Source organism: Bifidobacterium phasiani, assembly GCF_019331775.1.
Lineage (GTDB): Bacteria > Actinomycetota > Actinomycetes > Actinomycetales > Bifidobacteriaceae > Bifidobacterium > Bifidobacterium phasiani.
This window is the reverse complement of sequence record NZ_JAHBBD010000001.1, coordinates 51318-76865: the sequence shown is the minus strand read 5'-3', so window position 1 is coordinate 76865 and position 25548 is coordinate 51318. Positions and strand designations below refer to the sequence as shown.

General features: G+C 64.0%; 24 protein-coding genes. 17 read left to right on the top strand and 7 right to left on the bottom strand.

Going from position 1 to position 25548, the window contains the following annotated elements; translation table 11 throughout:
* Window positions 1-196: 196 nt before the first annotated feature.
* The gene (locus KIH73_RS00320; protein WP_219079530.1) at window positions 197-2674 is read right to left on the bottom strand and encodes a phosphoketolase; all 2478 of its coding nucleotides are present in this window, start codon (window positions 2672-2674) and stop codon (window positions 197-199) included.
* Window positions 2675-3126: 452 nt separating this feature from the next.
* Here KIH73_RS00320 and guaA point away from each other — a divergent pair, with 452 nt between their 5' ends.
* Complete coding sequence (guaA, locus tag KIH73_RS00315) at window positions 3127-4689, top strand: glutamine-hydrolyzing GMP synthase (protein WP_219079529.1); 1563 nt, start codon at window positions 3127-3129, stop codon at window positions 4687-4689.
* 412 nt (window positions 4690-5101) lie between these two features.
* Here guaA and KIH73_RS00310 read toward each other — a convergent pair whose 3' ends face one another.
* Window positions 5102-6238, bottom strand: a complete 1137-nt coding sequence (locus tag KIH73_RS00310; protein WP_219079528.1) for a helix-turn-helix transcriptional regulator — start codon at window positions 6236-6238, stop codon at window positions 5102-5104.
* A 235-nt stretch (window positions 6239-6473) separates the two neighbouring features.
* On the opposite strand from KIH73_RS00310, the gene KIH73_RS00305 reads away from it, so the two are divergent.
* From KIH73_RS00305 to KIH73_RS00275, 7 genes are all read left to right on the top strand, one after another.
* Window positions 6474-6674, top strand: coding sequence for a helix-turn-helix domain-containing protein (locus KIH73_RS00305; protein WP_219079527.1), 201 nt, complete (start codon window positions 6474-6476; stop codon window positions 6672-6674).
* Window positions 6664-7743, top strand: a complete 1080-nt coding sequence (locus KIH73_RS00300) for a site-specific integrase (protein WP_219079526.1) — start codon at window positions 6664-6666, stop codon at window positions 7741-7743. The genes KIH73_RS00305 and KIH73_RS00300 overlap by 11 nt, the downstream gene beginning before the upstream one ends.
* Window positions 7740-8111, top strand: coding sequence for a plasmid mobilization protein (locus KIH73_RS00295; protein WP_219079525.1), 372 nt, complete (start codon window positions 7740-7742; stop codon window positions 8109-8111). The genes KIH73_RS00300 and KIH73_RS00295 overlap by 4 nt, the downstream gene beginning before the upstream one ends.
* Window positions 8112-8124: 13 nt before the next feature.
* Window positions 8125-9270: an AAA family ATPase gene (locus KIH73_RS00290; protein ID WP_219079524.1), complete on the top strand. Its 1146-nt coding sequence runs from the start codon at window positions 8125-8127 to the stop codon at window positions 9268-9270.
* 280 nt (window positions 9271-9550) lie between these two features.
* Window positions 9551-10036: a plasmid mobilization protein gene (locus tag KIH73_RS00285; RefSeq protein WP_219079523.1), complete on the top strand. Its 486-nt coding sequence runs from the start codon at window positions 9551-9553 to the stop codon at window positions 10034-10036.
* A 29-nt stretch (window positions 10037-10065) separates the two neighbouring features.
* The gene (locus KIH73_RS00280) at window positions 10066-10410 is read left to right on the top strand and encodes a hypothetical protein (protein ID WP_219079522.1); all 345 of its coding nucleotides are present in this window, start codon (window positions 10066-10068) and stop codon (window positions 10408-10410) included.
* Window positions 10411-10423: 13 nt separating this feature from the next.
* Window positions 10424-10651, top strand: coding sequence for a hypothetical protein (locus KIH73_RS00275; protein ID WP_219079521.1), 228 nt, complete (start codon window positions 10424-10426; stop codon window positions 10649-10651).
* On the opposite strand, the gene KIH73_RS00270 is transcribed toward KIH73_RS00275, so the two are convergent.
* Window positions 10627-11160, bottom strand: coding sequence for a hypothetical protein (locus KIH73_RS00270; protein WP_219079520.1), 534 nt, complete (start codon window positions 11158-11160; stop codon window positions 10627-10629). The two genes, KIH73_RS00275 and KIH73_RS00270, sit on opposite strands and share 25 nt — an antisense overlap.
* Window positions 11161-11256: 96 nt before the next feature.
* Here KIH73_RS00270 and KIH73_RS00265 point away from each other — a divergent pair, with 96 nt between their 5' ends.
* The 4 genes from KIH73_RS00265 (at window position 11257) to KIH73_RS00250 (ending at window position 15064) form a co-directional block, all read left to right on the top strand.
* Window positions 11257-11655, top strand: a complete 399-nt coding sequence (locus tag KIH73_RS00265; protein ID WP_219079519.1) for an SdpI family protein — start codon at window positions 11257-11259, stop codon at window positions 11653-11655.
* 54 nt (window positions 11656-11709) lie between these two features.
* A complete protein-coding gene (locus tag KIH73_RS00260; protein ID WP_219079518.1) occupies window positions 11710-13026 on the top strand; it encodes an MFS transporter in 1317 nt (438 codons plus the stop codon).
* Between the two features lie 704 nt (window positions 13027-13730).
* Window positions 13731-14636, top strand: a complete 906-nt coding sequence (locus tag KIH73_RS00255; RefSeq protein ID WP_219079517.1) for a MerR family transcriptional regulator — start codon at window positions 13731-13733, stop codon at window positions 14634-14636.
* 176 nt (window positions 14637-14812) lie between these two features.
* Window positions 14813-15064 carry a DUF3781 domain-containing protein gene (locus KIH73_RS00250; protein ID WP_219079516.1) on the top strand — a complete coding sequence of 84 codons (252 nt, stop codon included), beginning with the start codon at window positions 14813-14815 and terminating at the stop codon, window positions 15062-15064.
* A 536-nt stretch (window positions 15065-15600) separates the two neighbouring features.
* On the opposite strand, the gene KIH73_RS11150 is transcribed toward KIH73_RS00250, so the two are convergent.
* The 4 genes from KIH73_RS11150 to KIH73_RS00235 all read right to left on the bottom strand — a co-directional run bounded on the left by KIH73_RS11150 (window position 15601) and on the right by KIH73_RS00235 (window position 18199).
* The gene (locus KIH73_RS11150) at window positions 15601-15918 is read right to left on the bottom strand and encodes a DUF6920 family protein (RefSeq protein ID WP_420830203.1); all 318 of its coding nucleotides are present in this window, start codon (window positions 15916-15918) and stop codon (window positions 15601-15603) included.
* A complete protein-coding gene (locus KIH73_RS00245) occupies window positions 15848-16831 on the bottom strand; it encodes an aldo/keto reductase (protein WP_236022471.1) in 984 nt (327 codons plus the stop codon). The genes KIH73_RS11150 and KIH73_RS00245 overlap by 71 nt, the downstream gene beginning before the upstream one ends.
* Window positions 16832-16998: 167 nt before the next feature.
* A complete protein-coding gene (locus KIH73_RS00240; protein ID WP_219079515.1) occupies window positions 16999-17442 on the bottom strand; it encodes a zinc ribbon domain-containing protein in 444 nt (147 codons plus the stop codon).
* A 403-nt stretch (window positions 17443-17845) separates the two neighbouring features.
* The gene (locus KIH73_RS00235) at window positions 17846-18199 is read right to left on the bottom strand and encodes an MmcQ/YjbR family DNA-binding protein (RefSeq protein WP_219079514.1); all 354 of its coding nucleotides are present in this window, start codon (window positions 18197-18199) and stop codon (window positions 17846-17848) included.
* Window positions 18200-18604: 405 nt separating this feature from the next.
* Between KIH73_RS00235 and KIH73_RS00230 the strand changes: the two genes are divergently transcribed.
* The 5 genes from KIH73_RS00230 (at window position 18605) to KIH73_RS11065 (ending at window position 25452) form a co-directional block, all read left to right on the top strand.
* Window positions 18605-18877 carry a type II toxin-antitoxin system RelB/DinJ family antitoxin gene (locus tag KIH73_RS00230; RefSeq protein ID WP_219079513.1) on the top strand — a complete coding sequence of 91 codons (273 nt, stop codon included), beginning with the start codon at window positions 18605-18607 and terminating at the stop codon, window positions 18875-18877.
* Complete coding sequence (locus KIH73_RS00225) at window positions 18877-19176, top strand: type II toxin-antitoxin system YafQ family toxin (protein ID WP_219079512.1); 300 nt, start codon at window positions 18877-18879, stop codon at window positions 19174-19176. Before KIH73_RS00230 ends, KIH73_RS00225 begins: the two co-directional genes overlap by 1 nt.
* 189 nt (window positions 19177-19365) lie before the next feature.
* Complete coding sequence (locus tag KIH73_RS00220) at window positions 19366-20004, top strand: NAD(P)H-binding protein (protein WP_219079511.1); 639 nt, start codon at window positions 19366-19368, stop codon at window positions 20002-20004.
* A gap of 175 nt (window positions 20005-20179) precedes the next feature.
* On the top strand, window positions 20180-21181 hold the full coding sequence (locus tag KIH73_RS00215; RefSeq protein ID WP_219079510.1) for a DUF362 domain-containing protein: 1002 nt from the start codon (window positions 20180-20182) through the stop codon (window positions 21179-21181).
* Window positions 21182-21321: 140 nt separating this feature from the next.
* Window positions 21322-25452, top strand: coding sequence for a M60 family metallopeptidase (locus KIH73_RS11065; protein ID WP_219079509.1), 4131 nt, complete (start codon window positions 21322-21324; stop codon window positions 25450-25452).
* The last annotated feature ends 96 nt before the right edge of the window (window positions 25453-25548 follow it).

Genomic DNA, 25548 nt, shown 5'->3' with positions numbered 1-25548 from the left:
GTGTCTCCTATTCGAGGTCGGCCATGGCGTGACCACTGCGTTCACGCCATCTGTCATTCTAGTGCGTCATGGGGGATTCCCGGAACACGGCGCCGCGGTGTGCCTCGCGTCCGGTCCGGGATACGACGAAGGGGGCTCCGGGACGGATCCCGGAACCCCCTTGGTGGTTCAACCGACCGATGTGGTCAGGTCAGCGTCACTCGTTGTCGCCGGCGGTGGCGGCGGTGGCGGTGACGGCGCCCTGCTTGTCGGTCTTGACATCCGAGTACACCCAGTCGGTGTAGTCCGGATGATCGTAGCCGTTGTCGACCGCGAACTGGAAGGCCTCCTGGCGGAAGGCCTCGAGCTCGTCGATCTTCTCGGCGTACTTGTCGGCGTCGATCATGCGCAGAGCCTCGGCGACGAGCTCGTAGCGATCGATGTCGTTGACGCGGACCATGTCGAACGGCGTGGTGGTCGAGCCCTGCTCCTTGTAGCCGTGAACGTTGAAGTTATCGTGGTTCGGACGGTCGAAGATCAGGCCACGCACGTCGTGCGCGTAGGAGTGGTACGCGAACAGGACCGGCTTGTCCTCGGTGAACAGCTCGGCGAACTCCTCGTCGGTCAGGGCCTCGTCGTTCTCCTTGGCGGACTGCAGCTTGATGAGGTCCACGACGTTGACGACCTTGAACTTGATGCCCATGGCGCTCAGCTTGTCGGCCGCGGCCATGATCTCCTGGGTCGGGACGTCGCCGGCGCAGGCCAGCACGATCTGGGCCTCGTCGTTGGACTCGACGTTGGAGGCCCACTTCCACTCGGCGGCGCCCTTCTCGAGCTCGGCGCGGGCCTCGTCGAGGGTCAGCCAGGTGGCGGCCGGCTGCTTGCCGGCGATGATCGCGTTGATCTGGTTGGTGGACTTGTAGCACTTCTCGGCGACGGCCAGCAGCATGTTGGAGTCGCACGGGAAGTAGATGTTCACCACGTGGTCGTTGTTGAACGTCTTGTTCAGCAGGACGGAGGTGACGCCCGGATCCTGGTGCGAGAAGCCGTTGTGGTCCTGGCGCCAGACGTGCGAGGAGACCAGGAGGTTCATCGACGAGATCGGCTTGCGCCACGGGATCTCGCGGACGGTGGCCTCCAGCCACTTCGCGTGCTGGTTCAGCATCGAGTCGATCACGTGCACGAAGGACTCATAGGAGCTCCAGATGCCGTGACGGCCGGTGAGCAGGTAGCCCTCGAGGAAGCCTTCCATCTGGTGCTCGGAAAGCTGCTCGGTGACCTGGCCGGTGACGGCCATGTGCTCGTCGACCTGGGCGGACAGGTAGCCGGCGTCCCACTGCTTGTTGGTCACCTCGTAGGCGGCCTGCAGACGGTTCGACGCGGTCTCGTCCGGTCCGAAGATGCGGAACGAATCCGGGTTGAGCTTGATGATGTCGCGGGTGTAGACGCCGAGGCGACGGGTGGCCTCGAGCTGGCCCCAGCCGTGGCCGTACTCGGCGACTTCCTTGACCTCGTAGTCGTCCAGCTTCGGCAGCTTCAGGTCCTCGCGGATGCGGCCGCCGTTGGCGTTCGGGTTCTGGCCGATGCGCAGCTCGCCCTTCGGCATGAAGGCGGTGACCTCCGGCTTCACGGCGCCGTTCTCGTCGAACAGCTCCTCGGGCTTGTAGGACTCGAGCCAGCCCTTGAGGACCTCGAAGTGCTCCTGGGTGTCGCGGGCGGAGGCCAGCGGCACCTGGTGGGCGCGCCACGAACCCTCGGTCTTCTTGCCGTCGATGAACTTCGGGCAGGTCCAGCCCTTCGGCGTGCGGAAGATGATCATCGGGTAGAACGGGCGGGTCATGTCGTCGGTCTGGGCCGCGGCCTTGATGTCGCAGATCTCGTCGAAGACGGTCTCGAACAGCTCGGCGAAGCGGCGGTGGATCGACATGTGATCCTCGTCGTCGAAGCCGGCGACGAACTCGTACGGCTGGTAGCCCATGCCGTGGAAGAACTCGTGGAGCTCCTCGTCGGAGATGCGGGCCAGGATCGTCGGGTTGGCGATCTTGTAGCCGTTGAGGTGCAGGATCGGCAGGACGATGCCGTCGGTGCGCGGGTTGATCAGCTTGTTGGACTGCCAGCCGGTGGCCAGCGGGCCGGTCTCGGCCTCGCCGTCGCCGACGATGGCCGGGACGAACAGGCTCGGGTTGTTCATGACCGCGCCGTACGCGTGGGACAGCGCGTAGCCGAGCTCGCCGCCCTCGTGGATCGAGCCCGGGGTCTCCGGGGCGTAGTGGGACGGAATGCCGCCCGGGTAGGAGAACTGGCGGAAGAACTTCTGGAGGCCAGCCTCATCCTTGGTGATGTTCGGGAAGTACTCCGTGTAGGTGCCATCGAGATAGGACTGCGAGGTGCCGGCCGGTCCGCCGTGGCCCGGTCCCATGATGATCACGGTGTTCTGCTGGTGATCGGCGATCAGTCGGTTGATGTGGCCGATCAGGAAGTTCAGGCCCGGAGTGGTGCCCCAGTGCCCCACCAGACGGTGCTTCACGTCGTCGCGGGTGAACGGTTCCTTCATCAGCGGGTTGCTGCGCAGATAGATCTGGCCGATGGACAGATAGTTCGAAGCGCGCCAGTACTTGTCGACGCCTTCGAGAGCTTCCTCGGAAACCGGAGCGTCAAGCTTCTTCCAAGGGGTGCCAATAACAGGACTCGTCATATGTACTCCTGTACTCCTGCACGGTGTTGTGCGATTGATAATTGTCATCGGGTGCGAGCCCCGAGAAACCTTGCGATTCCGCGGATGGTCCACTCCCAATCGTTCTCGATTCTACGAGGAACGTGCGACTTTGTGGCGATTTTTTGCGAGCGCGTTCTAAATTGTTAGAAAAATTTACCGAAATGTTCATCTCGCGTGGTCGGATTGTGAAGACGAAAACCTGTGCGAAAGTGATGAAAAACGGCGTCATATCAACGTTTATCAGGGTTTTCGACGGTGTCTGCGCGTTCGTTTCGAGGGCCGAAAGGCGGCGTGTTGAGTCCCGGCGTGGTGCGTGTTGTAACTTTGTCAAACCGGTTTTGGCGGCGTTTTGCGGCGCCCTCGTTGTCTGCTTGACACGCCACAATGGATGCATTGTATTCCACCCGACGAATTGATAAGGGGAGTGGTTCATGGCAACAGGTCCGGTGCTCGTCGTCGATTTCGGCGCCCAGTATGCACAGCTGATCGCACGCCGCGTGCGCGAGGCGAACGTCTATTCGGAGCTTGTCCCTCATTCCATGCCGGTCGACGAGATGCTGGCCAAGGATCCCAAGGCCATCATCCTGTCCGGCGGCCCCGCCTCGGTGTACGAGCCGGGCGCGCCGAGCATCGACCCGAAGGTGTTCGACGCGGGCGTGCCGGTGCTGGGCATCTGCTACGGCTTCCAGGTCATGGCCCACGAGCTCGGCGGCAAGGTCGACAAGGCCGCGCTGGGCGAGTACGGCAAGACCGCCGCCGTCATCGACGACGCCGAGGGCCTGCTCGCCGGCTCCCCGGCCGACCAGAGCGTGTGGATGAGCCACGGCGTCGCCGTCGAGCAGGCGCCGGAGGGCTTCGAGGTGCTGGCGCACACCGACGGCGCGCCCGTCGCCGCGATGCAGGATCCGGTCCGCAGGCTCTACGGCGTGCAGTGGCACCCGGAGGTCCGCCACACCCCGCTCGGCCAGAAGCTGATCGAGACGTTCCTGCACGAGTGCGCCGGCCTGGATTCCGATTGGGACGCCTCGAGCATCATCGAGGACCAGGTGGCGAAGATCCGCGCCCAGGTCGGCGACGCGCAGGTGATCTGCGGCCTGTCCGGCGGCGTCGACTCCGCCGTGGCCGCCGCGCTGGTGCACAAGGCCGTCGGCGACCAGCTGACCTGCGTGTTCGTGGACCACGGCCTGCTGCGCAAGGGCGAGGTCGAGCAGGTCAAGCACGACTTCGTGGCCGCCACCGGCATCAGGCTCATCGCCGTGGACGCGGCCGACGACTTCCTCGACGCGCTCAAGGGCGTGACCGAGCCGGAGCGCAAGCGCAAGATCATCGGCGAGAAGTTCATCCGCACCTTCGAGAAGGCGCAGCGCCAGGTCATCGCCGAGGCGGGCGCCGAAGGCAAGGAGGTGAAGTTCCTCGTGCAGGGCACGCTGTACCCGGACGTCGTGGAGTCCGGCGGCGGCGACGGCGCGGCCAACATCAAGAGCCACCACAACGTCGGCGGCCTGCCCGAGGACCTCAAGTTCGAGCTCGTGGAGCCGCTGCGCACCCTGTTCAAGGACGAGGTGCGCGCCATCGGCACCGAGCTCGGCCTGCCCGACGAGATCGTCTGGCGCCAGCCGTTCCCGGGCCCGGGCCTGGGCATCCGCATCATCGGCGAGATCACGCGCGAGCGCCTGGACGTGCTGCGCGAGGCCGACGCGATCGCCCGCGAGGAGCTGTCGAAGGCCGGACTGGACCGCGACATCTGGCAGTGCCCGGTCGTGCTGCTCGCCGACGTGCATTCGGTGGGCGTGCAGGGCGACGAGCGCACCTACGGCTCGCCGATCGTGCTGCGCCCGGTCAGCTCCGAGGACGCGATGACCGCCGACTGGTCGCGCGTGCCCTACGACGTGCTCGCCACGATCTCGACGCGCATCACCAACGAATGCCGCCAGATCAACCGCGTGGTGCTCGACGTGACCTCGAAGCCGCCGGCGACGATCGAGTGGGAGTAATCTGCTCTTAAAAACGTCTTACTATTCAGGGGTGCATCCTGTGTTCGCGGGATGCACCCCGTCTCATATGTTTCGGGTTCAGACCTGCTAGCCGTACGGTGCAGAAACGTTGACTTTCTTTGTAGGATGCTAGTTTTCTACCATATTCAGCCGCCATGGCGTGATGTATCTGTCCGCTGGCTGCACGTGGTTTGGTCGGAGATGTTGACAAGGCTGAAGGTGTGAAAGACTCGGCCTTATCGTGTCTGGTGATACCCATTTGGTACCCGCGCTGTGAATTGGTACCCATTGACTGTGCGTTTTAGCTTTGCTGCCTGTCGTGTTGAACCGTTGATTGCGCTGCAAATGACAGCAATGACAGCAATGACGGCAATTTCGATACCGATGGGTTCCGTCACGCTATACATTGCGGTCATGCTCTTAGGAAGCCGCCTTGTTCCGTGTAGCGTTCGTTGAAGGGGTCATTAAGGCTATCCATGGCCCCGTTGAACCGGTTCGGAGCGTCGAAATAGGGGTGATATCGGCTTTCCCATTCAGTTCCGGAAAGATTGTCGGGATTGTATCGATCCTTCCATTGCTGATAGGATTCTGGTGCCTTTCCGTTGACTTCGGCATTCTCATAGCGACCTTCTAATGCCCATGCCCACTGGTCGATATAGCGTTCCAAGTCCGGCTGTATCGTACGCAGCACGGGAATCCCGTCCACAATCTGGGGGATAAGCCCGTGCTGGTTTGCTACCTGAAAGAGCGCGTGAACGGCCTGGACGGGGCTACCGAAGTCAAAGAAGACCAACGCACCTTCGGTGACATCGAGGGCCAGTGCCAATGCCTTGATCTGAACGCTTTTGGGCAGTCGCCTTCTCTGTTCATAGGCACGTATCGCAGTTTTGGCGCAGCCGCTGATCAGTCCAAGTTCCTCCTGCGTCAACCCTTTGTTTTTCCTTAGGCGTTGCAGTGTGTTGGCAAATTGTACGTTCCGCCATGGTTCGATTGCTGCGAAACCATTATCTGATCGACTGTATCGAAGTGGAAAATCAGCAGGGTCAAAGCCCTCGGAAAACCGGTCTTTCCACCTCTCGTAGTCATCGCGGCTGATCTCGTCATGATCGAGCGCATGGTACTTTTCCGCCCACTCGGCCAATACGGAGGCCATATACCCGTTCTTCGGCTCCAAGATTGCGAATCTTTCATCCCTCCGGCCGTCCGAACCGCTGGTGCGGGGCATGAGTCCGTAGGTCTCGCCCAGTTCGAAAAGCGCGTTGGCCGGAAACATGTCGATGTCGTAGAGGCGTAGGGCCTCCGGTCTGACATCGAACGTCTTGCTGAGTGCTTCGAGGTGGGATTGCTTCGGCGAGGACTTTTGCAGCTCGTAGTTCCGCAAGGTGGATTCGCTGATGCCGGCTCTTTTCGCTGTTTCTGCTTGCGTCAGATGTTCGCGGGAGCGCAGATCGCGTAACTTCGCGGCGAGCAGATACGACTGCCAGTACTTGCCCGACTGGGTGCGCCTGTACTCATTCGTAAGCATCTGCGCTACGTCGTACAGGCTCATAAGATACCCGCCCTTTCTGGAGATGTACGTTAAGGGCATTATACAGAAGACGCCAGTGATCTTATTTTTGTCTTATTTGTGAAGGGTGACGCCCATGATGCAGAACAGCTAAAAATTGTATTACTGTAAAAATGTGAGACATATTTAAGCTGTCAGAAGGTTCAATGCATCGTGGGCTTTATGGCTGCGTAGGGCGTTGTGCCGACAACCATCCGAATGAGCCAAGGAGGTTCGCATGTCGAAAATGGTCGATGCTGAATACGTTATGGAAGCTCTGGATGTTTCCCGAGCTACGGCGTACCGCGTCATTCGTGAACTCAACGCTGAACTCGAATCGTCGGGCATTCGAACGATTCCCGGGAAGGTGAATCTGGCCTTCTTCGAGGAAAAGTATTTCGCCTTGCCGGGGGAGGGCGGTGTGTCAGATGTCCGTTAACAGGAACCCCAAGACCGGACTTTGGGATGTTCAGGTTTGGTATCGCACCTATGAGGGGGCGAGGAAGAAGAAGCATAGGAGGGGTTTCAAGACGAAAAGTGCCGGCAGGGACTGGGAGCGTCAGTTTCTGCTTCGTGCCAACGGTTCGCCGTCGATGTCCTTCGCCGATTTCGTTGGCCTATATAAGGAGGATGTCAGGCCGCTTCTCAAGCGTAATACGTTCTTGACGAAAGCGCACATCTTGGACACCAAGCTGGTGCCGGTCTTCGGCGAGATGAAGCTGAACGAAATCACTCCATCGGACGTGCTTCGGTGGCAGGGGCGGCTCGGGGACGCGACTAATCCCAAGACGGGCAGGAAGTACAGCATGACGTATGTCCGTACTGTTTGCAATCAGCTGTCGGCTGTGTTCAATCATGCCTGTCGCTACTACGGGCTTGGCGAGAACCCGATGCGGCAGGTCGGGAAGATCGGTAAACGTGATGCCGACGAGATGCAGATATGGACCGTGGAGGAGTACGGATGTTTCTCGGAGGCGATCATGGACAAGCCGCAGGCGTTCACGGCGTTCGAGGTGCTGTTCTGGACGGGAATCCGCGAGGGCGAACTGCTCGCATTGACCCCCGGCGATTTCGATTTCAGGAAAGGCCTGCTGCGCATCACCAAGTCGTATCAACGGATACGGGGCGAGGACGTGATCACGCCGCCGAAGACCCCGAAGTCGAACCGGGTCATTGCGATGCCGGACGGTTTGGCCGAAGAGGTCGAGGAGTACATCGCTCTATTCGGCGTCGGGGACGGGGAACGTGTCTTTCCGTTCACGAAGTCATTCCTCTATCGGGAGATGGGACGCGGTTGCAAACGGTCGGGTGTGAAGCGCATCCGCGTGCATGATCTGAGACACAGCCACGTGTCGCTCCTTATCGACAAGGGATTCACCGCTCTCGCCATTGCGGACCGTCTCGGACACGAGGCGGTGGATGTCACCTACCGGTACGCGCATCTTTTCCCGTCCGTCCAGAGGGACATGGCGGACGCGCTCCAGAACCTGAGAGGTGATGGGAAATGAGTGAACGGAATCTCGACCGTCATGGCCGTTGGCGCAATGTCACGATCTCATTCCGGACGTCACCCGAGGAAGCGGCACTCATCGACGCCAAGGTCGCAGCCAGCGGATTGAGCAAACAGTCGTACATCATCGACCGCCTGCTTGGTTGGGAGGTGAAGGTCATCCCGAGCAGCCGCGTACAGCGCGCGCTCAGCGAGCAGATGAACCGGGTCTACCGCGAACTGCGGCGAATCCGGGACGGGTCGGATATCAGTCCCGAACTCGAGGAGGTGATCGCTCTTCTGGCATGTGAATTCCACGCACTCGGAACCATCGACAAACCATCAGACGTCGAGCATGAGGACATGCTCATCAAAACACTCAGGTAGAAAGGAAAAAACCATGTACGAAAAACAATATGGGGCTGAGACCCAGGAGTATTTGAGCTGTACCTCAAGCCTCCGCCCCAACGACAAGTCTAACGCAACATCAGGAACTGGTCATAAGCCTAAACTGCCGATGCACATCAACGGCATCGGGGCACAGACGCTTGCGGAAATGACGCTCTCCGAACCGGAATGGCTCGTGGACAAACTGTTGTGCACCGAGTCGCTCTGCGTCCTCGCATCGGCACCCAAGGCGGGAAAGAGCTACCTCGCACTGCAACTCGGCCATGCGGTATCGACGGGAACGCCGTTCTTCGGATACGAGACCCGGAAGGCCAGCGTCCTTTACCTCGCGCTCGAGGATCGATTCAACCGGGTGAGGCATCGTCTATGGTCAATCGCGGATGAACTCTCGGACGATTTCGAGATCGAGACCAAGATCCTTGAACTGAGCAACGGTCTTATCGACGAACTGGACGAATACATCGCACGCAAACCCGACACCAAACTCTTCATCATCGACACGCTGCAGGTCGTGCGCGGCGAAGGCAACGACTGCCACTACTCATCCGACTACGGAGACATCCGCAAACTCAAAGCATTCTCGGACGAGCACAAAGTATGTCTGCTCGTCCTGACCCATCTGCGCAAAATGTTCAGCAAAGCCGACGTGTTCACGAACATCACTGGCACGAACGGCATCTCCGGCGCGTCGGATCAGATGATGGTGCTCCGCAAAAAGAAACGCACCGCGCCGGAAAGCATTCTGGACATCACGGGAAGGGACGTGCCGGACACCAGACTCAAGCTCCGGCGAAACAATAATGGCCTGTGGGAACTGATCGAGAGTTTCACCGATGAGGAATTGACGGCAAGCGAGGTCCCCGACTGCATCAAAACGGTCGTCAGCTACATCCTTAACGACGCAAAGCAATGGTCCGGCACCGCATCGGAACTTCTCGACAAGCTCGGTCTGGATAACGTGACGCCTTCCGTACTGGGGAAATTCCTCGCACAGCACGCGGACTGGATGCGTGAGCATGGGGTTGAATATTCATACAAGCGAGCCTCCGCCGCGCGCATTGTGACCCTTACGCCCGTGACGGAAATCGACCCGGCCGATACCGGTTCCGTCGATATCGATGCACCACGACCGAACTGAACGGTGCTGACACCGTGACGGTTTTGACGATCGATCCACGTTGTCAAGGCATCGTATGATTCAAACCCCCGTAAGTGTCTCCGCGCCGGTGGCGTGTCTTCGTGGGTGGCGGCACCCCCGAATCCACGCCTCCGGCGCTCTCGCGGAATCGAGGATTCCGCTCACTTGCAAGATGTATGAAGCGTATATACAAACCGACATCAGGGGATGCCGGTTTGCACACGCTTCAATCTTGTTTTTTCAACAGCCCCGGTCCGCAATCGGAGGATTACGGAACACGATGGCCGAAGGAAGCGGCGGCGCTTCCCGACGATTGACGATGGCGGCACCGTCCAAAACGATCATGAAAGGAAACAGGAAACGGCTCATGCTGGAGAGCAAGGACAAGGCGATCCTGATACGCGTCACCGAGAAGGAACGCGCGACGCTGAAGCGCAAGGCGCGGAAATTCCGCATGCCAATGTCAGAACTCGTGCGACTGGCGCTCATCCACAGCGACCTGCTGACGGTCATATCGATCGATGTCGCCCCGCTGCGTGAACTATGTTATGAGCTAACCAAGCAGGGCACGAACCTCAACCAGCTCGCGCGGATGATGAACACCTATGGCGCGGACGCTTACAATCGCGAAGAGGTGAATCGCCTTCTTAATGAGTGCGGCGAGCTATATTTGCGGATTGGCGACGCGATGATCGCGATCGAAAAGGAACTGGAGACCGAACACATCTATGTCACGCATCCGCGATATGACGATGACGACCTCTGAAAACACGAAAGGCAGCGGAAGAAAAACGGATGATGGGCATGGATCCGACGACAAAACGCTCATGGTGCTTCACCATCGAGTTCGACGAAGCCAAGGCCGCGCGTCACTGGTACAGCGTGGACGATCTCTACGATTGCGTCGGCAGAATCGCGGAACGATTCGGCAACATACGCATCGCACACGATACATGGAAGGCGCAGCCAGATGGCGATGAGGTGATGGCGCAATGCGCCGCGCTCTCCCGACTCGCGCGAACGAAGTGGGTGATGGAGAACGTGAAGAGCTGGACAGCCTACGAGGACGACGAGCCGGAAGGACATGACTATCTGCAAGTGCTGCGCGAGGTCTCTCCGCATCTTGTCTGTGACGAGTGAAAGGGATGGAGCAATGACGAGACTTAAGGCGATGCTCAATGAGGAGGTTCCGGTGGAGCCGGTGGACGGCCCCGCCGGGATGGCAACCAAGCTGCGTGAGGTGGACGGCGATCGCCGATGGATCGTCAAGGGCGATCCGATCGAGGACTGGTGGGTGGAGATCGACGTGGACGGCCGCGAACTGCCCGGTGACTGGGAATACGACCGCGACGAAGGCTACGTGGTCTGCTCCATCGGCTGAACGCTGTCATGTGACAGGTATGCGATGTCACGGTCGAGGATTGTGAACTCGTATCGTCGTGTCGCGCCGTCGGACTCGTTGCGTTCGAGCGTGATGGAAGAGCCGTTGATGTGCAGGTGGTAGGACGGCGAAGTACAGAAATATCGCCTGGTGTTGGCGGTTTCTTCTGTATCGGTGGCAATGGGCCAGTGGAAGGCGGCGCCGTATCGTCCCGGGTGGGTTCGTTCGGATTGCATCAGTTCGAGTATTCCGATCGTGCCATTTGCACAGTCCGGCGCGTGGCATATACGTGTGTCGTCGGGCATCATGTCCAATCTTGCGCGGATGCCATTGCCGATTCTTCTCATTTCCGCTGTGCCTTCGCTCGACTTGCTGTGCCTGTTCGACACGATTCTGATTATCGCTCCGTGGGATGCGGCAACGGCGGATTGACGATGCCGTTTTCGATGGATGGTGCGGCGGTCCGTGTCGATGATGGTGAGTCGGTGGAATCTGTATTTCCTGTCCATAGTTGAGAGAGGATTGTAATAATACGACATCGTGGGTGCTTCGATTGAACATCCTGCCGCTTCCAAACGATATAAGTTCAGGATAGGGGATGCTAAATGTTGATTGTCATAGTCGTTGTTCTTGCTGTCTGCTCGGCGCTGATGTTCTACCTCTGGCGGGTCTGTCGTGAAGACGGCTTGGCATTGAATGCGATTGCCGGTATCAAAACCTCGTCAACGATGGCTTCCGAGGAGACGTGGCTCTACATTCATCGTAAGTACCGTGCGGTTTTCTGCGCAGCCGGCATTATCCTCGTCATCATGTGCATGGCACTTGTGGCATATGTAGTGGTGACCGGTGACATCAGTGGCAGACACGGCAATCTATGGTGGATTATGCTACTGGTCGGCTGCATGGCGCTGTTGGCGACGGTGATTCCCGTCGGGATCGTGGCTGACCGCGATGCGGCGCGATACAACAGGGAACACGGATACGCCCGTTGCAATGATCGATGACCATATATCCGGCTTACATGGATTCGAGATATTGTGAACGGATTCAGTGATGTTGTGGGCAGGTCGCGGGCCTGGCTTGCCCGGGTGTTCATTTCGAGGCCTTTCTCGCGGGTTCTGGCCGGGCAGGTCGTCTCGGTGACGGGCAGCAACGCGACCGCCGTGGTGGTTCCCCTTATCGCGGTCATCACGTTGAACGCCTCGTCGTTCGAGGTGGGTGTGCTGAACGCGGCCGAGTCCCTTGCCGCAGCTGTTCTGGGCATCCATATCGGGCGTTGGTGCGACCGCATCGGCCCCGACAGGACCATGCTCGTGTCCAATCTGACTGGTGCCGTCGCCACGATCGGTTTGTTCGCCGTCCTGCACGCCGGCGTGCTCTCGTTCCCGCTGCTCCTGGCGCTGCTGCTGGTCGTCGGCCTCGCCGAACTGGGGTTCGACATCTCCCGCACCGGCTACACGGTGTCACTCGTGCCCAGGGAACGTCTGCCGCACGCCAACGCGCTGATCGAGGGCGCCAACGCGATCGGCGAAGGCATCGGGCCGAGCGTCGGCGGGTGGCTGTTCGACGCGGTCGGGGCCGCCCTGTCCCTGCTGTTCGATTTCGTGACGTACGTGTGCAGCTCGCTGCTGGTGCTGCTCAACGTGCTCGAACGCAGGAAGCGGAAGACAGTGGCGTCGGAGCATACGTCCCGGCGGGACGGATCGGCGCCTGCCGAGACCGACGGGGACGGCGACGGTGATGTGCTGAGCGGCCTGCGTTTCGTCTGGGGCAACGGGATCATCCGTTCCATCGCGTTCTCCGCGGGCCAGTTCAATTTCTTCACCGCCGCGTTCTTCACGATCTACTACGTGTTCGTGGTCCGCGTGCTGCATATGGATCCCGTGGCGGTGGGACTGGCCGCCACGTGCAGCGGCATCGGCGGTATTGTGAGCTCCGTTGCGGCGGGCGCCCTCATCCGGCGCATGGCGTCCGGCCCCCTGTTCATCGCCACGCTGCTTGCGCCCGCTTTGGCGGCGCTGCTCGTGCCGCTGTCGGCCCTCACGATCGGGTACGGCAACGCTGTGGTGATCGCATTGGTATGCGTCTCCCAGTTCGTGTGGAGCTTCACCGTGACGGTGAACCTCGTCCTGAGCGAATCCATCAAACAGGTCACCACCCCGGAACGGCTGCTCGGGCAGGTCAGTTCGGTGGAGCGCGTCATCGCCCTGGCGGCCGAGCCCATCGGCGCGCTGGCGGGCGGACTGTTCGCGGACATGATCGGAGAGGATATCGCCCTGTACCTGTGCGCGGTGGGACTGGCCGTATCCACGGCCTGGGCGTTGGGCGAACACGGGATCCTGTCCTTCTGCAAACCGGACGAATGGCAGCGTTGAACCCGCAGCCCTGTCTTTCCTACGTGACGAAACACGTCAAGACTGGCATGATCGCAGCACTCGGGACTGGATGGTCGCTGGTTAAGTGCAATCAGTCGTATACGACAAGAACAGGCAGAGCAACATAGGTGACGATTTGAAGTTTGATATGACAGCATGCACCGGTGTCGGAATTGCCGTCACTGCCGTCACTGCTGTCACGGAACCGTTCATTTCGGGAAACTGATGCGTAGCGGAGACGGGTGTTGGATCGCATGGGTATCGGATGGGTACCACCGCAACGCTGACGAGAACGCACGACGGAGACGACATACCATCTTGCTATGTCGTGCAGCACTGATGACACGGATTCCATCATCGAGTGGGAGTGAGTCGTCGCAAAGAGACGTGCATGGTGCGTTTCCTGTGATGTCGGCGTGAGAGGGAGGCCGCTTGGCCTCCCTTTTTGTATGCTCGTTCGGGTTGTGGCGGGATCGCGTGGCGCTATGAAGACCGTGGTGTCGTGACGAGCGCGGGGAATTCCGTGTGGTCGGGCCCGTTGGCGTCGGTTCCGTAGCAGGAGCGGCGGCAGCTGTGCTTCGAAACCGACGCTAGGGACGGCTCAGCATCGGGTAAAACGCATACCTGACCTTGTTTATCACCCGAAACCGACGCTGGAGTGAGGCTTCCGCTGTGCCGGCGCCGACTTGCGGACGGTGAACGGGATGACCGATGGCTTGGAACATGCCGCCCTGGAGCGCGCCGGTCCGTTGTACCGCCACGCCCTCGAGCGCATCGGCGTGTCGTGCCGCTTGACCCGTCCGTTACGGAAGGGCCTAGCCTGTGATGCAAAGGAGGTGACGGCCATGGAACGGATCTACACCATCGGCGAGCTTGCGGAACTGTCCGGGGCGTCGGTGCGCACGCTCAGGTTCTACGAGGAGGCGGGACTGCTCGATCCGCGGCGCGATCCGGTGAACGGCTACCGGCTCTACGACGCCGGCGACGTCGACCGCCTGCAGGAGATCCTGCTGCTGCGCGGCCTCGGCTTCGCGGTGCGTGACATCGGACCGCTGCTGGGCATGTCGGCGATGGAACGGCAGGCCGCGCTCGACCGTCACCTCGACGCACTCAGGGAGCAACGGCGCCGGCTCGACGACCTGATCGCGGTCGCCGAACGCACCCTGACCAATATGAAAGGAGCGACCACCATGACCGACCGCGACAAGTTCCGCGAACTCAGACGCGGACTGATCGAGGACAACGAGCGCCGCTACGGCGCCGAGCTGCGGGAGCGCTACGGCGATGCGGCGATCGACGGAATCAACCGGAAGGTGCTGGACATGAGCGAACATGACCATGAGACGTGGCGTGCATGCGACGCGCGGATCCGCTCCCTGCTGGAGTCCTCCGTCCGCGCCGGCGCCGATCCGGCGGGGCCGGAGGGCGCCCGCGTATGCGATCTGCACCGGCAATGGCTTGGCCGCACCTGGCCGAGCTACTCAGCCGAGGCGCATCGCGGCCTTGCGCGGATGTATGTGTCGGACGAGCGGTTTACGGCGTACTACGACCGCGATGTTCCGGGCTGTGCGACGTGGCTGCGCGACGCCATCGTCGCGCATGCGAGCTGACGCCTGAAACCGGGGAGATGCGCGTATCTCATTCGGGTCGCAGGGCGATGATGCGGTTGCCGACCCGTGCATGCACGGGACCGTCGCATTGCCGACCGCATCATCGTTGCGCGCCATGGTCGGGATGCATTGTGAACGTATGTACGCCGCCCTGCTGATGCCGTATGATGCGAGTGATGGCGCGAACTATCGATGAGCTGATGCGGCACCGTGACGATATCCACACGACCGAACTGGGTGAGGGGCGTATCCGCAGGAATCTGGCGTTGGATGTCGACGATGTCGTCGGATGGTGCAGGAGCGCGATCACATCTCCGCGGGCGCATGGGGAACGCATCGGGAAGAACTGGTATCTCAGCGTGGACGACTGCGTGATCACGGTGAATGCGAGCAGTTATACGATCATCACGGCGCATCGACGGAAGTAACGAAGCCGGAACCGGGCCGGTTGCACTGAGGCCTTCGGATGTAAGGCAACATATGGGTGAAGCTGCTTATATTCGTCGTGTGACCGTCCGATTGCCGTGTACGTATGGGCGTATATGGCTTAGCTGTAGTCATTTTGGAGGTCTGCGGACACCTATATGCGCTAGGTGAGGCATCCGTGGCGGAGCATTCCGAGTATCGATGGCGGAATACCGCCGATCATACCCCGGGTCTTCCGGAAAAGAAGCCTCACGTAAGGCATATCGATGTCCGCAAGGACCCGAATCCGCTACACGTAGACAAGAAACCCCCGTACGCAAGCGGTCCGCGCAGGCGTCCGCGCCTTCATCCGGTCGGAATATGTCACATGATTGATGGAAAAGCCCCCGGAAGCTCTCCTGCGAAGTGTGATGGTTTCCCAAGCCGTCCGGCACGTCGCAATATCCCGGAAGTTAATGCGCCGCGCCGCCCGTATCGTGGAGTCCTTCGCGCACCAGCCGAAGTGCCCGGGTGTTCAATCTGCAAACACAACCCAAAGTCACTGATAGGCGATCTCCGAAATCTCCCCATCGAAATAGGTGAAATCGCCGTCCGACAGATGCCACACCGCGCGGAACCTCGTCGGATGGCGGATGCCGGTGCCGTCGCCGTGCTGGTCGAAACAGCTTGACCGGTTTGCCGAGCACGCCCGCCACGCCGCCGCTGTCCCGGTAGAAGTCGTATCCCTCGAACGGTACGCCGGCCATGCCGATGCGGATGTATGCCAGCCGCGCGCCGCGTCCCCGTCACTGTTCGAAGGTGATGCCGTGCAGTCGGTAGACCTCGAGCACGTCGGGCACGTCGAGGATGACCGGATGCCCCTCGTCCATCGCGTCGATGCGCGCCAGGTCGGCCGGCGACAGCGTGAAGTCGTCGATGTCGAAGTTCTGCGCGATGCGGTCCTCGTGCACGGATTTCGGTATCGCCACGACGCCCTCCTGCCGCAGCCAGCGCAGCACCACCTGCGCGGGCGTTTTGCCGTATTGCGCGCCGATGGCGGCGAGCGTCTCGTCGGCGAACAGGCCGCGCCGCCCCTCGCAGAACGGCGCCCAGGCCATCGGCGCGATGCCGTAGCGCTCCATCAGCGCGCGCAGCCGGCGCTGCTGGCAGAAGGGATGCAGCTCGATCTGGTTGACCGCGGGCGTCACGTCGTGGGACAGGATCAGGTCGGCCAGCCGGTCGGGCAGGAAGTTGCACACGCCGATGGCGCGCACCCGGCCGGCGGCGAGCAGTTCCTGCATCGCCTCCCAGCTGCCGTGGTAGTCGCCGTACGGCATGTGGATCAGATACAGGTCCAGATAATCGGTGCCGAGGTTCTCCAGCGTCCGCTCGAACGAACGCAGCGTCCTGTCGTGGCCTGCGTCCTGGATCCAGACCTTCGACGTGAGGAACACCTCGCCGCGGGGCACGCCGCCGTCGCGCAGGGCGGCACCCACCGCGCGCTCGTTGCCGTAGCAGGCGGCCGTGTCGATGAGCCGGTATCCGATGCGCAGCGCCGCCAGCACGCTGTCGCGGCACTGCGCTTCGTCGGTCACCTGGAAGACGCCCAGACCGGTCTGCGGCATGGCGACGCCGTTGTTCAGGGCGACGCTCGCCGCCGCGCCGGACGGTTCGGCCGCAATGGCCGTATCGGCCTGCTTCGTTGCCTCGGCCGGCGATGCATCCCGGGCTTTCCGCATGCCTTGCCCATCCCAGTTGTCCATCCGCTGCGTGTCGTTGCGTTCCGCCATGATTCCCTCGATTCGTTGCGCCGTGCGGGCGCTCGCCGCCATCCTAGCCGCCCGGCGGTCGCGGCGGCCAATTCCTCGGCGATATGGCGGGATATGCGGTATCGGCATGGCAGGCGAACGGCGGGGCGCCGGAGCGGCAGGGCGTGCGGAGACTCCCGGCGGACCACTCACCGCCAGCGTTTGAGCGTGGGCAGCACCGCGCCGAGCAGGGAGGCGCATTCGTCCACGCTCCAGCCCATGTAGTGCGCCATGCGCGGCGCGCAGTCCTCGATCATGTCGTCCATCGTCGTCTCGTACGTGTACCTGCCGTCCTCGTAGCACCAGCGGCAGTACTCCGCGGTTTCGGAGCCGTCGGCCTCGTGGCCGCGCTGGTCGGGACCGGTGAACATCATGCCGCAGCTTTCGCAGTAGTGGTCGGGCATCTCCAGCAGTTCGGTGATGGGTACGCCGAGCGCGTTCGCGAGCAGCTTGGTCATGTCGATGCCGGGCGTCGTCTCGCCGTGCTCCCAGCGGCTCACCGCCTGCCGGGTGACGTAGACCTTCCGCGCGAGGTCCTCCTGCGTCAGACCGCGTTCGCGGCGCAGGCTCGCCAGCTTGTCCTTGATGGCCATCGTTGTCCCCTTTCCTATCGTCCGTCGGGTCGGTGCCCCTACATACACATTGTGCAGGCCGGGTGCGGCGCGACGCTGCGGACGCAACGGATTGTTGCGGACGTTCGCATCCGATCGGCGTTTTGGGCGGGACGGCGGGATTCGTTGATACGATCGGCTCCGGCCGCGTGGTCTTCAGCGTGCGGAAGGTAGTGGCACGATGCGTTTCGCGGGACGACTCCCATGGAATCTACGCCCATACGCCGGCATTGTGCGGTCGATGACCCACGGCGGGTGTTGTGATTGGACCCATGTCCGTGCGTCGGCGTCGCAGCGTCGATCTCTGCCGGATGGCCGGCCGCCATTGTGGGGGGCGGACGCGTGGCTGCGCTTCGTGCCGAATCCGTCGTGCCATGCTCTGCGTTCAGCGCTTGGCGGACACGAGTTCGTGGCTGTTGTCGCACAGATCGAGCACGAGGTCCTGTGGCAGATCCGCGTCGAGGTCGATCGATATCCAGGTGCGGCCGTCGGAATAGTATCCCGGCAGAATCACGTCCGGATACGTCGTCCGCAGCCGGCGGATCCGTTCCGGGTCGCACTTGAGCGACAGCAGGTGCCGTCCGGCATACGGGGCCTTGGCGGTGGGCTTCGCCGTGAACTCGCAGGCGAATTGCTTGCCGTCCACCCAGTAGACCATCCATCCCCATTGTTCATGGAACGCCTTGGAGACATGGGGGAGCGAACGCAGATGCTCGTCTATCGTCGGGAAGTTCATCATTCCCCTCCTTCTTATCCGGGTTTCCGGGTCCGTGCCTATCCAAAGCCCGCACAATCGCCGTAGACCGTCTGCCGTTTCGCCGTGCGCAGACCGTCCGTCATCCCGCATAACAGGCGGGTGAGCCGCCGGCGGCGTCGCCGGGCGGGGTCCCGCATCCCGCGCCGGCGGACCGGGTTTCCTCAATTCTGACATGTCGCGCAACCCGACACCCGTCTTGTGTGGATTTTCGCCGTCCTGTCATCGATGTGAAAGCCGTTCCGAGGCCCATCCGTCGGCATCGGCGCCGCTGGCGGAGTAATCGCCGTTGGTGGTGCCGTCCGTCGAAGGTAGCCCCAGTGATGTAATGGATTGTATGTACGATACAATAAATACGTACATACAATATTGATTGATGGAGAAGCAGCGATGACGATGTCGACGTTGACGATACGGGTAGACGAGCAGCTCAAGCGCGAGGCGGCTGAAGTCGCCGATTACTATGGTCTGGACCTTTCATCGGTCACGCGCGCGTTTTACAAGCAGATGGTCAACACACACCGCATCCCATTGACGTTCGCCCCCGAGGATCCCAACGACGACAGTCGCGCCGCAATCGCCGAAGGAGACAAGTTCCTTGCCTCGGGCAAGGCCGGGCGGTTCACCGACGCCCGCTCGCTCATCCGGGCGGCCGTGTCCTGATGGCGCGCCTCACCGCCGACTTCGCGTCCGCATTCAGGTGCGATCTTAAGAAGAAGGCCAAGCGGCGAGGGTGGGACCTCGCGGAGCTGGAACGGGTCATCGACCTTGTTATCGAGAACACGCCGGAATCACTCGCGATTTTGAGACAACGGCACAATATGCACACGCTGACCGGAAATTGGTCGGGACGCAAGGAATGCCATGTGGCGAACGCCGGTGATCGGCTCGTCATCTGGTCATCGAATGACAAGGTCGCTTTCTTTGAACGAACTGGCAGCCATGACGAGTTGTTCCGATAGCCTCCCGACATGCACGATGGCGATGCGCGCCACGTCGACTGCCAAATGCCCTAAGCTGCACCGCTGACTCCGCCACCGTCGACAGCGGCGTCAGCTGACGGCGAACGAGATCGTGGGAGGCGGGGTCCGTACACTGGATACGACGATAACGGTCACGCAATCGGACACACACAAGGAAGTGAGGCCAGCATGAAGGTATTCGTTGCGGGAGGCACCGGGCGCGTCGGCAGGGAGCTGACCCGCCAGCTGGTCGAGGCCGGGCACGACGTGGTGGCCGCGAGCCGTCACGCCGAGACGCTGGAAGCCTCCGGGCACGTCACGCCGATGCCGTTCGACTTCCATGACGACGTCGACACGATCGCCGGCAAGCTGGATGGCGCCGACGCCATCGTGTTCACGGCCGGCTCGCGCAGCAGGGACCTGCTGCAGACCGACGCCTTCGGCCCGGTCAAGCTCGCCACGGCCGCCGCGAAGGCCGGGGTGCGCCGCTACGTGCAGCTGAGCTCCATCTACGCGCTCGAGCCCGAACGCTGGGCGGGGGAGCCGTCGCTGAGGTCGATCACCGACTACAACATCGCCAAGTTCTTCGCCGACCGGTGGCTGCTCGACCACTCCGGGCTCGACCTGACCATCGTGCAGCCCAGCGTGCTCAAGGAGGAGCCGGGCATCGGGCGCATCGAGCTGGATCCCGAACACGACGGCGCCAACCCGATCCCGGACGTCGCCCGCGTGCTGATGGAGGTCATCGGTCGGCGGAACACCTACGGCAAGGTGATTCGGCTGCGCGGCGGCGACGAGCCGATCGGGGAGGCGCTCGCGCGGGTCTGAGGCGCACGCGGCGGGCATGGCGGCCCTGCCCGCCGGGCATGCGACGGCCGGCGCGGCTGGCGATAGGATGGACAACGAACGGGGGCGGCGGGACGCCGCCTTCCCGCGGACAACCGTGCCGTGCGACTCCCCGGAGAGGGGCGTCGTACGGGGAGTCAGACGAAGGGAGCGCGATATGAGCGAAACGACGCCGACGCCGGGCACCGGCGGCGACCACTACATTCCGTACGCGGAGCGCACGGGCGGGGAATCGACCGTGTTCTTCACCCGCGACCTGTCCGCCGAGGGCCTGCGCCGGATCGCGGCGCGCGTCAGCGGCGTGCTGGAGGGCAAGGTGGCGATCAAGCTGCACACCGGCGAGCCGCACGGCCCGAACATCCTGCCGCGCCCGTGGGTGCGCTCGCTGATCGAGCACGACCTCCCGGACGCCACGATCGTGGAGACGAACGCTTACTACGCCGGCGACCGCTACACCACCGAACAGCACCGCGAGACGCTGAAGACCAACGGCTGGACGTTCTGCCCGGTCGACATCATGGACGCCGAGGGCACCGCGATGCTGCCGGTCAAGGGCGGCAAGTGGTTCACCGAGATGTCGGTGGGCAAGGACCTGCTCGACTACGACTCGCTGTTCGTGCTCACGCACTTCAAGGGGCATGCGATGGGCGGCTTCGGCGGCTCCGACAAGAACATCGGCATCGGCTGCGCCGACGGCCGCATCGGCAAGGCGATGATCCACACGGTGCCCGGCAAGGACCAGTGGAGCATCTCGGCCGAGGAGTTCATGGAGCGCATGACCGAGTCGACCAAGGCGACGGTCGACCATTTCGGCGAGCACATCTGCTTCGTCAACGTGATGCGCAACATGTCGGTGTCCTGCGACTGCGAGGGCGTGGCCGCCAGCCCGGTCGTCACCCCGGACGTCGGCATCCTGGCCTCGCTGGACATCCTGGCCGTCGACCAGGCGTGCATCGACCTGGTGTACGCAATGCGCGAGGACGAGCACCACGACCTGGTCGAGCGCATCGAAAGCCGCCACGGCCTGCGCCAGCTGACCTACATGAAGGAGCTCGGCATGGGCAACGACCGCTACCGGCTGGTCGACATCGACCACGACGACGCCGAGATCGAGGCGGCCGACGCGGTGCGCGACCTGCGCCCGTTCGCCGCCGAGTAGGCCGGACCCCCTCACCCCCGCACCCGTGCCCGGGCCGCGTCGTTCCGCGGCCCGGGCACGGTCGTTCCTCCGCCCGCCATTTTGCTCCTTGCTACACTCGACCTACCCGACACGACTTGGGAACGACGAAAGGAAACATCGTGCCGAGTAGCAAGAGACTGGTCCATGCGGCGCTCGCGGCGCTGCTCGCCGCGGGGCTGTCCGCCGCCGCGGCCCCCGCGTTCACGGCGATCGCCGATACGACCCCGCTGACGGGGGAGTCCGCCGGCACCGGGGCGACGACGCCGTCCGACACCGCTCCCGACGGCGGAGCGGAAGCCGCCGGCGACGCGACCGGCGACATCGCGCCGGACCCCGCCGGGGATCCGGCCGCGGCGGGTGGCCCCGATTCCGCGGCCGCCGCGCCCGCGGAATCAGCCGAGACGACGGAACCCATCGAACCCGCCGAAGCCGTCATGCCGGCGACGCCGCTGGAGGACGCCGTGGACGCGGCGGCCGACGGCGCGGTCATCGAGGTCTCCGGCGCCATCGAGCTGACCCGCCCGCTTGGCGTGACCGGCAAATCCGTGACCCTGCGCGCCGTCGCGCCCACCGTCATCACCCGTGCCGCGGCATACCCGCGGTCCGGCGGCCTGCCCGACGCGATGGTGCGGCTGGGCGCCGGCGGCGCGCTCACCCTGGACAGCGCCTCCGGCGAGGCGGACTCCCTGGTCCTCGACGGCGGGAACGCCGAGTCGAACGAGGCGCTGGTCCGCATCGACGGCGCGGGCGCGGCGTTCACGCAGCGCACCGGCGCGACCGTCCAGCAGGGCCGTGCCTCGTACAAGCCGTGGGCCGGCGTCTACGTGCGCAACGGCGAGTTCCGGCTCGACGGCGGCGTCATCAGGAACTGCCGCGCGCAACGCAACGCCGCCATCGCCGTCGAGCGCTCCGGCCGGGTGGTCATGACCGACGGCGCGATCACCGGCAACCACGCCACCTACTCCGAGGCCTCCGTCTGGATCGGCGGCGTCTTCGAGATGTCCGGCGGGTCGATCACCGCGAACGGCGCGAACTACACCGTCCCGTCGGGCGGCATGGTGCAGGTGCTCGGCGACGGCGTCCTCGTCTTCACCGGCGGCACGATCGGCGAGAGCACCGTGTCCAACCGCTGCGCCGTCATCCTTGAGGGCGCCGCGACGCTGCGCATGGGCTCCGGCGCGCGGATCGTCGGCGAACGCGACCACATCCGGCTGAACCAGGGCACCGTGCTCGTCGCCGACTCGCCGCTGACCGGCCATGACGCCGACTCGCCCGTGCCGGTGGTGCTGCAGGGCGCCCCGGACGCGGGCCGGCTCGTGGCGACCGCCCCGGACGCCGGGTACGCGGCGACGCTGCGCACCCTGCTGCGCGTGAGCGCCGACGGCTCGTCCGACATGCTGCCGCTGATGGCGGACCCGACCGCGCCGAACCGGCTGGTGCTGCCCACCGGCGACGCCGCCGAACTGATGGACCTGCTCGACTCGCCGTACGCCGACAATCTCGGCTACACGCTCAGGCCCGAGCTGCTGGTGGACGGGGCGTTCGACGACCTGCGCGCCCGTCTGGACGCGTTCTACGGCGGCGCCGCCGCGCCCGACGCCGCGGACCGGTACGAGCGGCTGGCGTACCTGGAACGGCAGAAGCGCTACCTCGAGCAGGAGCGCGACGCCGTCGAGGCCTCGACGATGACGCTGTCGCAGCTCGGCAGCGCGGCCTCGGACCGCACGCGCACCCAGCACATGTTCCGCTTCGACAACCTGGACATCACCGGGTACTACCTCGGCCCCGGGGCGCGGCGGCTCAACCTCTACCTCGACGCGGACGACCCGTCGGCCGTGCGCCTGGCCTGGCGGCAGGTCGGCAGAAGCGAGAACAACTCGTACGAGTCGCTGAACATGGGGGAGCGGGGCGGCCTGCGCAACGGCGAGAACCGGATCTCCATCGACCTGAGCGGCAGGAAGTACGGCTCCATGCTGTTCCTGATCAACGACTCGGCCGACAACGCCGTGCGGGCGCGCCTGGAGGGCGCGGACGCCAACGCGCCGGACGCGCCGGCGGTCACCGGCACGCAGCTGGGCCGCCACCCGTTCTACGTGTATGACGCCGAACATCCCGAGCGGTTCTGGGACTACGTGCGGGAGCTGCGCGACCACGTGCGGCAGGTGCGGGACGGCGCCGCGCAGGACATGACGATGATCCAGCTGGGCGACGGCGGCAACGCGCAGTTCTCGATGCGGGCCTCGCTGCTCGCCGGCGTGCTCGACCAGGAGTCGGTGACCTCGTCGCAGTCGGCAGCCGGCTACGTCGGACGCGCGAACGCGGCGGTCCAGGAGTGGCTGGACTTCTACTGGTCGTTCGAGGGGTTCGACCCGGCCGAGACGGGCGGACCGAACGCTCCGTCGCCGATGCGCGTGCACATCTCGTTCACCTCGACCGTGTCCAGCCCGTCGACGATGTACGCGTTCAATCGCTACTTCCACATGCCGGAGGGCGTGATGCGCAGCTTCCTCAACGGCAGCAGCATGTACGGGTGGGGCATGTCCCACGAGTACGGGCACATGCTCGACAACACCGTGTTCTCGGTCCCGGAGGAGACCAACAACCTGTTCTCGCTGGCTGGCGCGCGCCACGGCGCCATCATGGCCATGGGCGAGGGCGCGTTCTCCACGGGCATCTACCACGGCAACGTGCTGCGGGCCACGCGGCGGTGGGACGAGCGGCTCGCGCGCATCGCGTCCGACCCGGGGTTCATGTACGACTGGAACGAGAACGGCGTGTGGGGCGAGTACATCTGGGCCCATCTCGTGGCCTGGTGGAACGGCCTGCACTACTTCGACGGCTGGGACTACGCGGACTACGACTACGGGTCCGGGCCGTACACGGCCGAGCGCGCCGCCGAGGTGCGCACCTGGGGCGCATACGGCGCGATGACGCGCATGCTGCGCGGCGAGCCCGGGACCGTGGCCGAGATCGACCGCCTGACCGCGGGGATTTCGAACGACGGCCAGCCGCATGCGCAGTACAACCGCCTCGCGGTGGCCGCCACGATGGCGATCGGATACGACTTCGCCGACTACCTCGCCGCGATGGGGCAGAACGACCTGTCGCCGGCCGTGCGCGAGTATTGCGCCCGGTACCCGAAGATGCCGCGCAAGGTCATGTACTATTCGGTCGACGTGGACGCCGCCGAGATCAACGGCGCCAAACCGTTCGACGGCCCGGTGGACGTCGGGACGACGGTGTCCGAGGCCGACGGCGCGATCACGGTCGACGCCGCGCTGGCCGGCGACGCCGCCGGGACCTACGTGGCCGCCTGGGAGCTGTACCGCAACGACGAACTGGTCGGGTTCAGCCGCACGCCGCGATTCGTCTATGCGAAGACCGGCGACGAGAAGCCCGAGGAATTCCGCGTGGTCGCCTACGACGTGAGGCTCAACCCGAACGTCGCCGCCGCGGATGAGGATCCCGGCGATGCCGGCGCCGGCGATTCGGACGGCGCCGAGCCCGGGACCGGGGGCGACCCCGGCTCGAACGAACCGGATGGCGGCGGCGATGCCGGCGACCCGGGCGACGGCGACGCCGGAGACGACGGCGGTCCGGAGAACGGGCAGCCCGGCGACGGCGGGCATGACGACGGATCCGGCGATGCGGGCGTCGGCGACGGGTCCGGCGACGGCCATCCCGACGAGGGAGGCGGAGCGGGGAACGCCGGTGACGTCGCCGGCGATGGCGGCGATGCTGGCGGCGACGTCGACGGTGGAACGGACGCCGACGGCGACGCCGGGAACGCCGGAACGGACCATGACGGCGGTTCCGGTGACGGGACGGAGGATGGCGACCCCGGCCACGCCGGCGAGGCGGACGGCGACGACACCGATCCGGGCGACGGCGAGACCGCCCCGCCCGCCGACGGCGCGTCCGGCGATGCGGGCGCCGGCGCGGTCGGCGACCAGGACGGTACGGCGCCGGACGATTCGCCCGGCGGCGTGCCCGGCGACGAGTCGGGCGAGCCGTCCGACGGCTCCGCGGCCGACGGCGCGGACGGCGCGGACGGCGGCGGACCTCTCGGCGCCGGAACCGGCCGGCCGCCCGCTGGCGGGTTCCCGCTCGGGGCCGCGGACGGCTCCGGTGCGGCCACCCCGACGCGCCTGGCGCGGACCGGCGCGGTGCTGGCCTCGGCGCTGGCGCTCGCGGTCCTCGCCGCCGCCCTCGGCGTCGCGGCGGCCGCCATGCGCGGGACGCGGCGATGACCGCGCATCGGGCGGCGCATTCGGCGTCGCGGCGCGTCCGAAACGGGCCGTGACGGCGTGGCGACACACGGGCCGGCACGACGGCGCCCGTCCCGA

What these genes read in the sequence shown, in the direction of transcription:
- KIH73_RS00290 (WP_219079524.1), top strand. Translation starts at nt 8,125, where the DNA reads ATGTACGAAAAACAATATGGGGCTGAGACCCAGGAGTATTTGAGCTGT.
- KIH73_RS00320 (WP_219079530.1), bottom strand. Translation starts at nt 2,674, where the DNA reads ATGACGAGTCCTGTTATTGGCACCCCTTGGAAGAAGCTTGACGCTCCG.
- KIH73_RS00280 (WP_219079522.1), top strand. Translation starts at nt 10,066, where the DNA reads ATGATGGGCATGGATCCGACGACAAAACGCTCATGGTGCTTCACCATC.
- KIH73_RS00235 (WP_219079514.1), bottom strand. Translation starts at nt 18,199, where the DNA reads ATGATGAACTTCCCGACGATAGACGAGCATCTGCGTTCGCTCCCCCAT.
- KIH73_RS00265 (WP_219079519.1), top strand. Translation starts at nt 11,257, where the DNA reads ATGTTGATTGTCATAGTCGTTGTTCTTGCTGTCTGCTCGGCGCTGATG.
- KIH73_RS00295 (WP_219079525.1), top strand. Translation starts at nt 7,740, where the DNA reads ATGAGTGAACGGAATCTCGACCGTCATGGCCGTTGGCGCAATGTCACG.
- KIH73_RS00270 (WP_219079520.1), bottom strand. Translation starts at nt 11,160, where the DNA reads ATGGACAGGAAATACAGATTCCACCGACTCACCATCATCGACACGGAC.
- KIH73_RS00285 (WP_219079523.1), top strand. Translation starts at nt 9,551, where the DNA reads ATGGCCGAAGGAAGCGGCGGCGCTTCCCGACGATTGACGATGGCGGCA.
- KIH73_RS00245 (WP_236022471.1), bottom strand. Translation starts at nt 16,831, where the DNA reads ATGGCGGAACGCAACGACACGCAGCGGATGGACAACTGGGATGGGCAA.
- KIH73_RS00255 (WP_219079517.1), top strand. Translation starts at nt 13,731, where the DNA reads ATGACCGATGGCTTGGAACATGCCGCCCTGGAGCGCGCCGGTCCGTTG.
- KIH73_RS00300 (WP_219079526.1), top strand. Translation starts at nt 6,664, where the DNA reads ATGTCCGTTAACAGGAACCCCAAGACCGGACTTTGGGATGTTCAGGTT.
- KIH73_RS00305 (WP_219079527.1), top strand. Translation starts at nt 6,474, where the DNA reads ATGTCGAAAATGGTCGATGCTGAATACGTTATGGAAGCTCTGGATGTT.
- KIH73_RS00310 (WP_219079528.1), bottom strand. Translation starts at nt 6,238, where the DNA reads ATGAGCCTGTACGACGTAGCGCAGATGCTTACGAATGAGTACAGGCGC.
- KIH73_RS00240 (WP_219079515.1), bottom strand. Translation starts at nt 17,442, where the DNA reads ATGGCCATCAAGGACAAGCTGGCGAGCCTGCGCCGCGAACGCGGTCTG.
- KIH73_RS00220 (WP_219079511.1), top strand. Translation starts at nt 19,366, where the DNA reads ATGAAGGTATTCGTTGCGGGAGGCACCGGGCGCGTCGGCAGGGAGCTG.
- KIH73_RS00250 (WP_219079516.1), top strand. Translation starts at nt 14,813, where the DNA reads ATGGCGCGAACTATCGATGAGCTGATGCGGCACCGTGACGATATCCAC.
- KIH73_RS00275 (WP_219079521.1), top strand. Translation starts at nt 10,424, where the DNA reads ATGACGAGACTTAAGGCGATGCTCAATGAGGAGGTTCCGGTGGAGCCG.
- KIH73_RS00215 (WP_219079510.1), top strand. Translation starts at nt 20,180, where the DNA reads ATGAGCGAAACGACGCCGACGCCGGGCACCGGCGGCGACCACTACATT.
- guaA (WP_219079529.1), top strand. Translation starts at nt 3,127, where the DNA reads ATGGCAACAGGTCCGGTGCTCGTCGTCGATTTCGGCGCCCAGTATGCA.
- KIH73_RS00225 (WP_219079512.1), top strand. Translation starts at nt 18,877, where the DNA reads ATGGCGCGCCTCACCGCCGACTTCGCGTCCGCATTCAGGTGCGATCTT.
- KIH73_RS00230 (WP_219079513.1), top strand. Translation starts at nt 18,605, where the DNA reads ATGACGATGTCGACGTTGACGATACGGGTAGACGAGCAGCTCAAGCGC.